The organism is Streptomyces sp. NPDC048172, from assembly GCF_043202595.1.
Taxonomy (GTDB): Bacteria; Actinomycetota; Actinomycetes; order Streptomycetales; family Streptomycetaceae; genus Streptomyces.
The window spans coordinates 455,742-468,560 of sequence record NZ_JBIDAT010000005.1; the positions used below are offsets into that span (position 1 = coordinate 455,742).

Here is a 12,819-nt window from a genome sequence, read left to right on the forward strand (position 1 = left end):
TGAACGGGACGGCGGGGCCGTACGGGAACGGGCGGGGACGGGCGGTTACGCCTTGGCGCCGGACTGGCTGCCGGGGCCGGTGTAGTCCTCGCCGTAGGCGCCCTTGGCGGGGCGGCGGCGGCGCAGGGGCGGCTCGACGCCGTCGGCGAGGCGGCGCGCGGTGAGCAGGAAGCCGGTGTGCCCGATCATGCGGTGGTCGGGGCGCACGGCGAGGCCCTCGACGTGCCAGTTCCGCACCATCGTCTCCCAGGCCTGCGGCTCGTTGAACGTACCGAACTCGCGGATCGACTCGACCGTGCGGGCCATCTGCGTGGTGGTGGCGACGTACGCGCAGAGGATGCCGCCCGGGACGAGGGCCTTGGAGACGGCCTCCAGGCACTCCCAGGGGGCGAGCATGTCCAGGATGACGCGGTCGACGTCGGTGTCGGACAGGTTGTCCTGAAGGTCACCGACGGTGAGCGTCCAGGCGGGGTGCGGGCTGCCGAAGTAGCGCTCGACGTTCTGCTGGGCGATCTCGGCGAAGTCGGCGCGGCGCTCGTAGGAGTGCAGCATGCCCTGGTCGCCGATGGCGCGGAGCAGGAAGGTGCTCAGCGAGCCGGAGCCGACCCCCGCCTCGACGACGCGGGCGCCGGGGAAGATGTCGGCCATCGCGAGGACCTGGCCCGCGTCCTTGGGATAGACGACGGCAGCGCCTCGCGGCATGGACAGGACGTAGTCGGGGAGCAGGGGGCGCAGCGCGAGGTAGGCGACGTTTCCCGTGGTACGGACGACACTGCCCTCGGGAGCTCCGATCAGCTCGTCGTGGGGGAAGGCTCCCTTGTGGGTGTGGAAGCTCTTTCCCTCTTCGAGGGTGATCGTGTAGTGGCGTCCCTTGGGATCGGTGAGCTGGACCTGGTCCCCGACCTTGAAGGGCCCGCGACGGCGGGCGGCACCGGTCGGTTCGGACATACGCACAGCCTAGCGGGTTCGCGAGGTCCGGATTACGCCGAGGGTTTCGCCATGGCCGCGACGAAGGCACGCTCGACGTCGCCGGTGGAGAGCACGCCGTAGATCTCGCCGGTCTCCTCGACCACCAGGTACTCGGTGGCGGGGGTGGCGCGCAGGTGGTCGAGGAGGTCCTCGCCCGCCAGCTCGGCGGGGACGCGCATGCCCTCCTTGAGGTCCTGGGCGAGGGTGCTGACGGCGACCCAGGGGCGGCGGTGCTCGGGGACGCCGACGATGGCGGCCTCGCGGACGAGCGAGAGCGGGTCGCCCTTGGCGTCCACCACGACGAGGGCGCGGGCCCCCGCCTCGTTGGCCCGGCGCAGCGCCTCGGACAGGGGCGTGTCCGTCTCCACGGGGACGGCCCTGCGGGTGAGCGCGCGGGCGCGCAGCTCCGGCAGGTGCTCGCGCAGCCGGGCCATCCGGAGGCTGTTCCCGGCGCCCGTCCAGATGATGGCGGCGAGGATCGCGGCGAGCAGCGCGTCGGTGAGCGAGTCCATGCCGCTGATGCCGTCGCGCGAGACGCCGCCCGCGTGGGTGGCCAGGGGCAGGCCGATCAGGACGGCGACGGCGAGCGCGCGGCCCGTCCAGGCGGCGGCGATCGTGCCGGTCATGGGCTTGCCGCTGATCTTCCAGACGACGGCCCGGAGCATACGGCCGCCGTCCAGGGGCAGCCCGGGGAGCAGGTTGAAGATCGCGACGATCAGGTTGGAGACCATCAGCCCCGCGAGCAGCACGCCGGGCACGGTGCCGGGCTCGACGGCGCGCATCCCGACGAAGAAGACCCCGGCCAGTACGAGCGAGAGCAGCGGTCCCACGAAGGCGAGGACGAACTCCCTGCCGGGGGTCTCCGACTCCTTCTCGATCTCGGAGACGCCGCCGAAGAACTGGAGCTGGATGCGGCGCACGGGCAGCTTGAAGCGGAGCGCGGCGACCACGTGGGCCAGCTCGTGCACGAGGACGGAGGCGTAGAACGCGACTGCGAAGAAGAGCGCGATGAGGTAGCGGGCCATGCCGAGGTGGGGCAGGACGCGGTCGAGCTGGCCGCCGAAGACCCAGGTGATGAGTGCGGCGACGAGGAACCAGGAGGGCGCGACGTAGACGGGCACGCCGAAGGGGCGGCCCATGAGGATGCCGCCACCGGGCTTGGGGCGCTCGGTCTCCTTGGCGGCGGCCGCGGCGGCCGCGGGGGCTGCCGGGGTCGAGAAGCCGGGCTTCTCCCGCTCACTCGTGTCCGCGGGCTTCCCGGGCTTCCCCATCTCCACGCGCGCGCCCGCGGGCGCGGGTCCGGGGCGCGGTTCCGAAGCCGGGTCCGCCGGGTTCGTTTCCGGGTCCCGAAGGTGCTCGGGCGCGGCGTCGTCCTTCCGCTCGCCCTCGGGGGCGTCCCGCTCGCCGTCCGTACGCGCGTCGCGCACGTCCCGCTTCTCCGTGGCGTCGTCCTTTCCGGCGTCGGGCGCCGGCTCGTCCGCGGATGCGGGCGCGGGCGCAGGGCGGCTCTCGCCGCTGTCCTCGTCCGAGCCGTCGGTCCGCGGCTTCCCGTCGTTGTCCGTGTCCGCCACGGGTTCCCCTCTGCTGCTGCCCTCGCACCCCGCGTCCCACGCGGTTCCGGTGATCATGCGATACGGGGGCGTCTGCCGTCGATGGTAAGTGTCCGCTGTCAGTGGTGGGCCGTAGGGTCTTACCCCATGAGAACGCGCGCGGCCACACCGCCGACCTCGCTGTCCCCGTCCCGGGCAAGCGACTTCATGCAGTGCCCGCTGCTCTACCGCTTCCGGGTGATCGACAAACTGCCGGAGAAGCCCTCCGCCGCCGCCACCCGGGGCACGGTGGTGCACGCGGTGCTGGAAAGACTCTTCGACGCCCCGGCCGGTGAGCGCAGCGCGCCGCGTGCCCGTTCCATGGTCGCAGGCGAGTGGGAGCGGCTGCTGGCGAAGCGCCCGGAGCTGGCCGAGCTCTTCGCGGAGGACGCCGAGGACGGGGCCGAGCTGGCGCGCTGGCTGGCGGAGGCCGAGGCGCTGGTCGAGCGGTGGTTCTCGCTGGAGGACCCGACGCGGCTGGAGCCCGCGGAGCGCGAGCTGTTCGTCGAGGCGCGGCTGGATTCCGGCCTGCGGCTGCGCGGGATCATCGACCGGGTGGACATCGCCCCCACGGGCGAGGTCCGCATCGTGGACTACAAGACGGGGAAGGCCCCGAAGCCCGAGTTCTCGGACGGTCCGCTCTTCCAGATGAAGTTCTACGCGCTGGTGCTGTGGCGGCTGCGCGGGGTGGTGCCCCGGCGGCTCCAGCTCGTCTTCCTCGGCAGCGGCGACGTGCTGACGTACGACCCGGACGAGGACGACCTGCGCGGCGTGGAGCGGAAGCTGCTGGCGCTGTGGGACGCGATCAGCCGGGCGACGGAGTCCGGGGACTGGCGGCCCAAGCGCAGCAGGCTGTGCGACTGGTGCGACCACCAGGCCCACTGTCCGGAGTTCGGCGGCACTCCCCCGCCGTATCCGCTGACCATCCAGCCGCGGCTGCCGGAGCCGAGGGAGCCGGAGGGCGCGGGGGAAGCGACCGCGGCCACGGCCGTGGACCCGGCCGTGGATCCGGCCGCGGACGCGGCCGGGTCGGGAGGGCCCGCCGGGTCCGGCCCCGTGGCTTAGGCAAGAATGGGGCCCACCCTCCCCGGTGCGGGCCGGGAGGGTGTCCCCGCTCGCCGCCCCCTGGAGGAGTTTCCGTGGCAATCCGCGTACTGCTGGTCGACGACCAGCCTCTGCTGCGCACCGGCTTCCGGATGATCCTGGAGGCCGAGCAGGACATAGCGGTGGTGGGCGAGGCCGGGGACGGCCTGCAAGCGCTCGACCAGGTGCGTGCGCTCCAGCCCGACGTGGTGCTGATGGACATCCGCATGCCGCGGATGGACGGCGTGGAGGCGACCCGCCGGATCACGGGCCCCGCGAAGGACGGCCCGGCGAAGGTGCTGGTCCTGACGACGTTCGACCTGGATGAGTACGTGGTCGAGGCGCTGCGCGCCGGTGCGAGCGGCTTCCTGCTCAAGGACGCGCCCGCCGGGGAGCTGGTGCAGGCCATCCGGGTGGTCGCGGCGGGCGAGGCGATGCTGGCCCCGAGCATCACGCGCCGTCTGCTGGACAAGTACGCGGGGAAGCTGCCCTCGGGCGAGGAGCCGGTGCCGGACACGCTGACCCAGCTGACCGAGCGCGAGGTCGAGGTGCTGAAGCTGGTGGCCCGCGGTTTGTCGAACGCGGAGATCGCCGCCGACCTCTTCGTCAGCGAGACGACCGTCAAGACGCACGTCGGCCATGTGCTGACCAAGCTGGGCCTGCGCGACCGCGTCCAGGCCGCGGTGTACGCGTACGAGAGCGGACTGGTCAGGCCCGGGACCCCGTGACGCGCACGGTGTCCCGGGCCTGATGCCCTGCCGGTGAGGGGTGAGGGGTAAGGGGTAAAGCGGGGCGGCGTCAGTCGCTCGCGCCCCGGCCCAGCTCCCAGAACTGGAGCACGGAGGCCGAGTTGAGTGCCCACTCGACGCCGGTGATGTCGTCGCGCGCGGCGATGTACTGCTTGCCCTGCCAGAGTGGGAGCACGGGGACGTCGCGGGCGACGATGTCCTGCGCGCGGCCGAAGGCCGTGCCCGTGCGGGCGCGTTCGCTCTGCCGCCGGGTCTGCGGGACGATCTTGTCGATCTCCTTGCTGCGGTACGGCGAGCCGAGGAAGTTCTCGTCCTGGAAGAACGGGGCGATGAAGTTGTCCGCGTCGGGGAAGTCCGGGTACCAGCCGTAGCCGTAGGCGGCGTACTTGCCGCTGGTCGCCGCCGGGCGGTACTTGTCCCACATCACGCCGTGGGTCTTCACCTCGAACAGCCCGCTGTCGTTGAGCTGCTTCTGCAGGGCGGCGAACTCCTTGGCCGTGGCCTCGCCGTAGTGGTCCTTGGTGTACGTCAGCGTGAGCTTCACCGGCGTGTCGATGCCCGCCTTGGCGAGGGTGCTCTTGGCGGAGGCGGTGTCGGGCTCGCCGTAGCGGCTGAAGAAGGAGTTGCGGTGGCCGGGGAGGCCGCCGGGGACGAGGCTGTAGAGCGGCTCGGCGCTGCCGGAGTAGACGTCGGTGACGATCTTCTTACGGTCGACGAGCTCCGCCATGGCCTGGCGGACGGCCTGCTTGCCCGCGACCGGGTGCTTGGTGTTGAAGGCGATGTAGCGGATCTCCTGGCCGGGCTGCTCGACCAGCTTGATGCCCTTGTCCGTGGCGAGGTCGAGCTTCTGCACCTGGTCGGGCGAGATGGTGCGGCCCATGACGTCGATCTTCTTCGACCGCAGGGCCTTCTCCATGCCGTCCGGGGTGTCGAAGAACCGCATCTCGATCTTGTCGTTGCGTATCTCCAGGCCGCCCTCGTAGTGCGAGTTCTTGGTGAGCACGGCCTTGTCGGAGCCGTTGCGGAACTCGTCGAGCGCGTACGGGCCCGAGCCGGTGACCTTGAAGCCCTTGGCGAGACGGTTCTTCGGGTAGACCTCGCTGTCGACGATCGCGGCGGCGGGGGTGCTGAGCTTGTACGGGAACGTCGCGTCGGGCGACTTGAGGTGGAAGACGATCTCGCGCTTGCCCGCGGCCTCGACCTGGTCCACGTTGGCGAAGAGGGACGAGGGGCCGCCGGGGTGCTTGATGCCCATGACGCGCTTGATGGAGAACTCCACGTCCTTCGCGTCGACTTCGTGCCCGTTGGAGAAGGCGAGGTCCTCGCGGAGGGTGCAGCGGAACTGCTCGTTCTGCGCGTCGGTGAAGCCGCACTTGCGGGCCGCGTCCATCTCGGGCTCGGTGCCGGTGCGGGGCAGGCGCACGAGGGTCTGGAAGGTGTTCCGCATGACGTTCCAGGCGGCGACGTCGTAGGCGGCGGCCGGGTCGAAGGGGGCCGGGGTGTCCTTGTTCGCCACGAAGTGGTCCGTCGTGCCGACGACGATGGCATCACCGTCGCCGCCGCCCGAGGCGTCCGACCCGCATGCGGCGAGTACGGGGGCGAGCAGTCCTGCCAGCGCGGGCAGCACCACAGTTCTACGGTTCATGGTCGACGGTCTCCTCATCCGGCCGGGTTTGTTGCGGAAGGTCAGATGGCCGGTGCACAGACATTAATCGTCCCGAACCGCTAATCCCGAGGGGCCTCCGGGCTCCCCCTTTCACACACAGAAACCAGAAGCGTGCTGTCCGCTATCCGGACGCGGGAACGTACTTCACTTCCCTCAATCAATGCGGACACAAGGGAACATGGAACCCCTTCCGAGGCATCGTTCCACCACATGGCCGAGGTTCTGTCGACCCCGACACGCGTGAGGAACGTCACTCCGTCAATTCACGGACCGGACACCGGAATTGGGGTTCTCGGCCGCTCGCACGGTCACGGAAAATGAGCGATCCGACGCCCAGCGTTTCCGTTCTTTATTACTGGTGAGGATGATCTTTGCGGCTAGGTGATCAAGGTGCGATCACGGCGCGATCTCGCCTGGATCTCGGCGAGATCTCAGCGGGAAACCAAGATCAGAGAACGCAGAAAGGAGAGGTCGACCTCTTCGAGCGAGCCGACGACCGTACGCCCCCGCGCGGGCTCGATCGGGGCGAGCGACGGAACGGCCACCACGGGGCACCCCGCGGCCTCCGCCGAGGCCACCCCCGTCACGGTGTCCTCCAGGACCGCACAGCGCTCAGGAGAGGCCCCCAGGCGCCGCGCGGCGGTCAGGTACGGGTCCGGGTGCGGCTTGGTCCGCGGCAGCTCGTCACCCGCGAGGGTGAAGGCGAAGTTCTCCCGGCCCAGCGAGACGAGCATCCGGTCGACCACGACGCGGTGCGAGGCCGAGACGAGCGCGGCGGGCACCCCGTGCGCGGCCAGCTCCGTCAGGAGCCGCCGGGCCCCGGGCATCAGCGCGACGCCGCGGTCCAGGCGCTCCACGAACTTGCGGTTCAGCAGCACGCTCAGCTCGTCCAGCGCGATGTCCGCCGAGGTGGCCTCGATGAGGAATCCGGCGCTGCGGGACATGGGGCCGCCCACGACCACGTGACGCCATTCCTCGCGCAGCTCGTGGCCGAGTTCCGCGAATGCCTCCACCTCCGCGTCCCACCAGAAGTTCTCGGTGTCGACCAGGGTGCCGTCCATGTCGAGCAGCACGCCCTGGAGAGCTGAGCCTTCGGCCGTAAGAGTGCCGACGGCGGGTAGGGAGCTGGTCATCCGCACACCTCCTTCAGGGACAAGAAGGCCGGTCGCCCATTCCCGGCGGGAAGGGACGACCGGCCTGTACCGGACCGAATAGTGTACGACGGTCTCTTAGCGGGCGTTGAAGTATTTGGCTTCCGGGTGGTGCAGCACGATCGCGTCGGTGGACTGCTCGGGGTGGAGCTGGAACTCCTCGGAGAGCTGGACGCCGATCCGCTCGGGCTCCAGCAGCTCGGCGATCTTCGCGCGGTCCTCCAGGTTCGGGCAGGCCCCGTAGCCCAGCGAGAAGCGGGCGCCGCGGTACTTCAGGTCGAACATGCCCTGCATCTGCTCGGGGTCCTCGCCCGAGTAGCCCAGCTCCGAACGGACGCGCGCGTGCCAGAACTCGGCCATCGCCTCGGCCAACTGGACGGACAGGCCGTGCAGTTCGAGGTAGTCGCGGTAGGCGTCGGCGGCGAACAGCTCGGCGGTCTTCTCACCGATCTTCGAGCCGACGGTGACGACCTGGAGGCCGACGACGTCGGTCTCGCCGCTCTCCTCCGGGCGGAAGAAGTCCGCCAGGCAGAGCCGGCGGCCGCGGCGCTGGCGCGGGAAGGTGAAGCGCGTGCGCTCGTTGCCCTGCTCGTCCAGGAGGATCAGGTCGTCGCCCTTGGAGACGCACGGGAAGTAGCCGTGGACGACGGCGGCCTCCAGCAGGTTCTCCGTGTGCAGCTTCTCCAGCCAGCCGCGCAGCCGGGGCCTGCCCTCGGTCTCGACCAGCTCCTCGTACGAGGGACCGTCGCCCTTGCGGGCCTCCTTCAGGCCCCACTGGCCCTTGAAGAGCGCGCCCTCGTCGATCCAGGACGCGTAGTCCTTGAGCGGGATGCCCTTGACCACCCGGGTGCCCCAGAAGGGCGGCTCGGGGACGGGATTGTCGACCGCGACGTCCGAGCGTACGGAGCCGTCGTTGACCTCCTGCTCCGGGATCTCGATCTCGCGCTTGGGCACCCGGCGCTTCTTGAGCTCCGGCAGGGTGGCGCCGGGAACGCCGCGCTTGACGTCCATCAGCGCGTCCATCAGGGAGAGGCCCTCGAAGGCGTCCTTGGCGTAGCGCACCTCGCCCTCGTAGACCTCGTGCAGGTCCTGCTCGACGTAGGCGCGGGTGAGGGCGGCGCCGCCGAGGATGACGGGGTAGTCGTCGGCCATCTTGCGCGTGTTCAGCTCTTCCAGGTTCTCCTTCATGATCACCGTGGACTTCACCAGCAGGCCGGACATCCCGATCACGTCGGCGCTGTGTTCCTTCGCCGCGTCGAGGATGGCGGCGACGGGCTGCTTGATGCCCAGGTTCACGACCTGGTAGCCGTTGTTGGACAGGATGATGTCCACCAGGTTCTTGCCGATGTCGTGGACGTCGCCGCGGACGGTGGCGAGCACGATCGTGCCCTTGCCCTCGTCGTCCGACTTCTCCATGTGCGGTTCGAGATGGGCGACCGCCGTCTTCATGACCTCGGCGGACTGCAGGACGAACGGGAGCTGCATCTGGCCCGAGCCGAAGAGCTCGCCGACGACCTTCATCCCGGCCAGCAGGGTGTCGTTGACGATCTTCAGCGCGGGGCGCTCGGTCAGCGCCTCGTCGAGGTCGGCCTCCAGGCCGTTGCGCTCGCCGTCGATGATGCGGCGCTGGAGCCGCTCGTCCAGCGGGAGGGCCGCCAGCTCCTCGGCCTTGCCCGCCTTCATGGACTTCGCGGTGGCGCCCTCGAACAGCTCCATGAGCTTCTGCAGCGGGTCGTAGCCCTCGCTGCGGCGGTCGTAGACCAGGTCCAGCGCGACGTTGACCTGCTCCTCCTCCAGGCGGGCGATCGGCAGGATCTTGCTCGCGTGGACGATGGCCGAGTCGAGGCCCGCCTTGACGCACTCGTCGAGGAAGACCGAGTTCAGGACGATGCGCGCGGCCGGGTTGAGGCCGAAGGAGATGTTGGAGAGGCCCAGGGTGGTCTGGACGTCCGGGTGGCGCTTCTTCAGCTCCCGGATGGCCCCGATCGTGTTGATGCCGTCCTTGCGGGACTCCTCCTGACCGGTGCAGATGGTGAAGGTCAGGGTGTCGATGAGGATGTCCGACTCGCGGATGCCGTAGTTGCCGGTCAGGTCGTCGATGATGCGTTCGGCGATGGCGACCTTGTGCTCGACCGTACGGGCCTGGCCCTCCTCGTCGATGGTGAGGGCGATCAGGGCCGCGCCGTGCTCCCCGGCGAGCTTGGTGACCTTGGCGAAGCGGGACTCGGGGCCGTCGCCGTCCTCGTAGTTGACCGAGTTGATCACCGCGCGGCCGCCGAGCTTCTCCAGGCCCGCCTGGATGACGGGCACCTCGGTGGAGTCCAGCACGATCGGCAGGGTGGAGGCGGTGGCGAAGCGTCCGGCCAGCTCCTCCATGTCGGCGACGCCGTCGCGGCCGACGTAGTCGACGCACAGGTCGAGCATGTGGGCGCCCTCGCGGATCTGGTCGCGGGCCATCTCCACGCAGTCGTCCCAGCGGGCCTCCAGCATGGCCTCGCGGAACTTCTTCGACCCGTTCGCGTTCGTCCGCTCGCCGATGGCGAGGTACGAGGTGTCCTGGCGGAACGGCACGGTCTGGTAGAGCGAGGCTGCGCCGGGCTCGGGGCGCGGGTCGCGGGGGGTGGGCTCCGCGTCCCGTACGCGCTCCACGAGCTGCCGGAGGTGCTCGGGGGTGGTGCCGCAGCAGCCGCCGACGAGGGAGAGGCCGTAGTCGCGGACGAAGCCCTCGTGCGCGTCGGCCAGCTCGCCGGCGGTGAGCGGGTAGTGGGCGCCGTCCTTGCCGAGGACGGGGAGACCGGCGTTCGGCATGCACGACAGGGGGATGCGCGAGTGCTGGGCGAGGTAGCGCAGGTGCTCGCTCATCTCGGCGGGGCCCGTGGCGCAGTTCAGGCCGATCATGTCGATGCCCAGCGGCTCCAGGGCCGTGAGCGCGGCGCCGATCTCGGAGCCGAGCAGCATCGTGCCGGTGGTCTCCACGGTCACGGAGCAGATGAGCGGCAGATCGACGCCGAGGGCCTCCATGGCGCGGCGGGCGCCGATGATCGAGGACTTCGTCTGCAGGAGGTCCTGCGTCGTCTCGACCAGCAGCGCGTCGGCGCCGCCGGTGATCATGCCCTCGGCGTTCTGCTGGTAGGCGTCGCGCAGCGTGGCGTACGGGGCGTGGCCGAGGGTGGGCAGCTTGGTGCCGGGGCCGATCGAGCCGAGGACCCAGCGCTGGCGGCCGTCCTTGGCGGCGAACTCGTCGGCGACCTCGCGGGCGATGGCCACGCCCTTCTCGGAGAGCTCGAAGATCCGTTCGACGATCTCGTACTCACCCAGTGCCGCGTGGTTCGCGCCGAAGGTGTTGGTCTCGACGCAGTCCACACCCGCGGCGAAATACTCCTCGTGGACGGAGCGGATAATGTCCGGACGCGTCACGTTCAGAATCTCGTTGCAGCCTTCGAGCTGCTGGAAGTCATCGAGAGTGGGGTCCTGCGCCTGGATCATCGTCCCCATCGCCCCATCGGCGACGACCACCCGCTCCGCGAGCGCCTGCCGGAGGGCGTCGGCCCGGGTGGGGTTCTTGGGTACGGACGTACTGCTCGGCGACGAGGCCATGGAAGAGCTCCCTGGGATGCGACGGCTGTCGGCTTTGCGCCGCCCTCTCGGAGACAGCGCACCCGGTCAGCGTATAGGGCCCGCGCAAGAGCGCCGCTCGACATTCCGCCAGCCGGACAGGTCCTGCGGAGTATCTCGACTCAAACCCGACTACCGCGTGGTCGGCATGAAGCGATACCGTTCGGCATTGTCGAACATCGAAAGAACACCTCAGGGACTGCAGAGCACGGAGGTACTGATGGCCCGGTCCATCCAGTCGCTGGAGCGCGCCGCCGCGGTGCTGCGGCTGCTGGCGGGTGGCGAGCGGCGGCTCGGCCTCTCCGAGATCGCCTCGGCCCTCGATCTCGCCAAGGGTACGGCGCACGGGCTGATCCGCACACTCCAGCAGGAGGGATTCGTCGAGCAGGACGCGGCCACGGGCAAGTACCAGCTCGGCGCCGAGCTGCTGCGGCTGGGCAACAGCTATCTGGACGTGCACGAGCTGCGCGCCCGGGCCCTCGTCTGGACGGACGACCTCGCCCGCTCCAGCGGCGAGAGCGTCTATCTCGGCGTGCTGCACCAGCAGGGCATGCTGATCGTCCACCACGTCTTCCGGCCGGACGACAGCCGCCAGGTGCTGGAGGTCGGCGCCATGCAGCCGCTGCACAGCACGGCGCTGGGCAAGGTGCTGGCGGCCTACGACCCGGTGGCGCACAGCGAGGCCGTGGACGGGGAGCGGCAGGCGTTCACGGAGCGGACGGTCACGGACGACCGCTCGTTCGAGGAGCTGCTGGAGCTGGTGCGGGCGCGCGGCTGGGCCGCGGACGTGGAGGAGACCTGGAACGGGCTCGCCTCCGTCGCCGCCCCCATCTACGACCGGCGGCGGATGCCGGTGGGCGCGGTCGGCATTACCGGCGCCGTCGAGCGTGTGTGCGCCGAGGGGGAGCTGCATCCGCGGCTCGTCGCGGCCGTACGGGACTGCGCTCGCGCGGTCTCGCGTGACCTCGGGGCCCTGCGCCGCTTCTGAGGGGGCGCCCGTACCGCCTCCGGCCCGTCCGTGGCCGGGGGCGAACGGGGTGAAAAGCCGCCAACGTGCCAACCGGGTCAGTTGATACCAGGATGGGCCTTCAGGAGTCCTCCGTCACAACCCCTTGACGAGATCTCTACCAGGGAGAAAACTGCCGTTCGGCGGTCGACAATGTCGAACACCGGACGTTACCCGGCCCGCCTTTCCATCTGGGCAAAAGGACAAAGGAGTCGCGGGTGTCCAGCTCCGACATCTTCACGAGCGAGTTCATCGGCACGATGGTGCTGGTGCTCCTCGGTGGCGGCGTGTGCGCCGCCGTCAATCTCAAGCGGTCGAAGGCTTTCGAAGCCGGATGGGTCGCCGTCGCCTTCGGCTGGGGTTTCGCGGTGCTCACCGGCGCGTACATCTCCCAGACCTCGGGGGCGCACCTGAACCCGGCCGTCACCCTCGGCATCGCCATCAAGGGCGACACCGACTGGGGCGACGTCCCGGTCTACGTCGGCGCGCAGATCCTCGGCGCCATGGCCGGTGCGATCCTCGTGTGGATCACCTACTACGCTCAGTTCGAGGCCACGCTCAAGACGCCCGAGGCGGCTGAGCAGAAGGCCGCGAACCCGGGCCAGGTCCACGGGGTCTTCTTCACCTCCCCCGAGGTGCGCAAGCCGCTGCTCAACCTGCTCACCGAGGTCATCGCCACCTTCGTGCTGATCCTCGCCATCCTCACGCAGGGTCTGGTCAAGGACGCCGACGGCACCGTCGGCCTCGGCAAGATGGGCGCCCTCATCACCGCGCTGGTCGTGGTCGGCATCGGCCTCTCCCTGGGCGGGCCCACGGGTTACGCGATCAACCCCGTTCGTGACCTCGGACCGCGTATCGTCCACGCACTGCTGCCGCTGCCCAACAAGGGCGGCAGCGACTGGACCTACGCCTGGGTCCCGGTCTTCGGTCCCCTGATCGGGGCCGCGATCGCCGGCGGGGTCTACAACCTCGCCTGGGGATGAGCGCAGCA

Annotated in this window: 9 protein-coding genes; 4 read left to right on the forward strand and 5 right to left on the reverse strand. The window is 70.1% G+C overall.

Annotation, left to right across the window (positions count from 1 at the left end; translation table 11 throughout):
- Positions 1-45 precede the first annotated feature (45 nt).
- Both ACGF3A_RS23740 and ACGF3A_RS23745 read right to left on the reverse strand, forming a co-directional pair.
- Positions 46-948: a tRNA (adenine-N1)-methyltransferase gene (locus ACGF3A_RS23740; protein ID WP_393732264.1), complete on the reverse strand. Its 903-nt coding sequence runs from the start codon at positions 946-948 to the stop codon at positions 46-48.
- A 32-nt stretch (positions 949-980) separates the two neighbouring features.
- The gene (locus ACGF3A_RS23745) at positions 981-2,540 is read right to left on the reverse strand and encodes a site-2 protease family protein (RefSeq protein ID WP_393732265.1); all 1,560 of its coding nucleotides are present in this window, start codon (positions 2,538-2,540) and stop codon (positions 981-983) included.
- 126 nt (positions 2,541-2,666) lie between these two features.
- Here ACGF3A_RS23745 and ACGF3A_RS23750 point away from each other — a divergent pair, with 126 nt between their 5' ends.
- The gene (locus ACGF3A_RS23750) at positions 2,667-3,623 is read left to right on the forward strand and encodes a RecB family exonuclease (protein WP_393732266.1); all 957 of its coding nucleotides are present in this window, start codon (positions 2,667-2,669) and stop codon (positions 3,621-3,623) included.
- Positions 3,624-3,697: 74 nt separating this feature from the next.
- The gene (locus ACGF3A_RS23755; RefSeq protein WP_393732267.1) at positions 3,698-4,369 is read left to right on the forward strand and encodes a response regulator; all 672 of its coding nucleotides are present in this window, start codon (positions 3,698-3,700) and stop codon (positions 4,367-4,369) included.
- Between the two features lie 70 nt (positions 4,370-4,439).
- Here the strand turns inward: ACGF3A_RS23755 and ACGF3A_RS23760 are convergent, their stop codons facing one another.
- The 3 genes from ACGF3A_RS23760 to metH all read right to left on the reverse strand — a co-directional run bounded on the left by ACGF3A_RS23760 (position 4,440) and on the right by metH (position 10,804).
- Positions 4,440-6,035: an ABC transporter substrate-binding protein gene (locus tag ACGF3A_RS23760; protein ID WP_393732268.1), complete on the reverse strand. Its 1,596-nt coding sequence runs from the start codon at positions 6,033-6,035 to the stop codon at positions 4,440-4,442.
- 452 nt (positions 6,036-6,487) lie between these two features.
- Positions 6,488-7,189, reverse strand: coding sequence for an HAD family hydrolase (locus ACGF3A_RS23765; RefSeq protein WP_393732269.1), 702 nt, complete (start codon positions 7,187-7,189; stop codon positions 6,488-6,490).
- Between the two features lie 96 nt (positions 7,190-7,285).
- Positions 7,286-10,804 carry a methionine synthase gene (metH, locus tag ACGF3A_RS23770; RefSeq protein ID WP_393732270.1) on the reverse strand — a complete coding sequence of 1,173 codons (3,519 nt, stop codon included), beginning with the start codon at positions 10,802-10,804 and terminating at the stop codon, positions 7,286-7,288.
- A 238-nt stretch (positions 10,805-11,042) separates the two neighbouring features.
- Between metH and ACGF3A_RS23775 the strand changes: the two genes are divergently transcribed.
- Both ACGF3A_RS23775 and ACGF3A_RS23780 read left to right on the forward strand, forming a co-directional pair.
- Complete coding sequence (locus tag ACGF3A_RS23775) at positions 11,043-11,810, forward strand: IclR family transcriptional regulator (RefSeq protein WP_393732271.1); 768 nt, start codon at positions 11,043-11,045, stop codon at positions 11,808-11,810.
- 236 nt (positions 11,811-12,046) lie between these two features.
- Positions 12,047-12,811 carry an MIP/aquaporin family protein gene (locus ACGF3A_RS23780; protein WP_393732272.1) on the forward strand — a complete coding sequence of 255 codons (765 nt, stop codon included), beginning with the start codon at positions 12,047-12,049 and terminating at the stop codon, positions 12,809-12,811.
- Positions 12,812-12,819 lie beyond the last annotated feature (8 nt).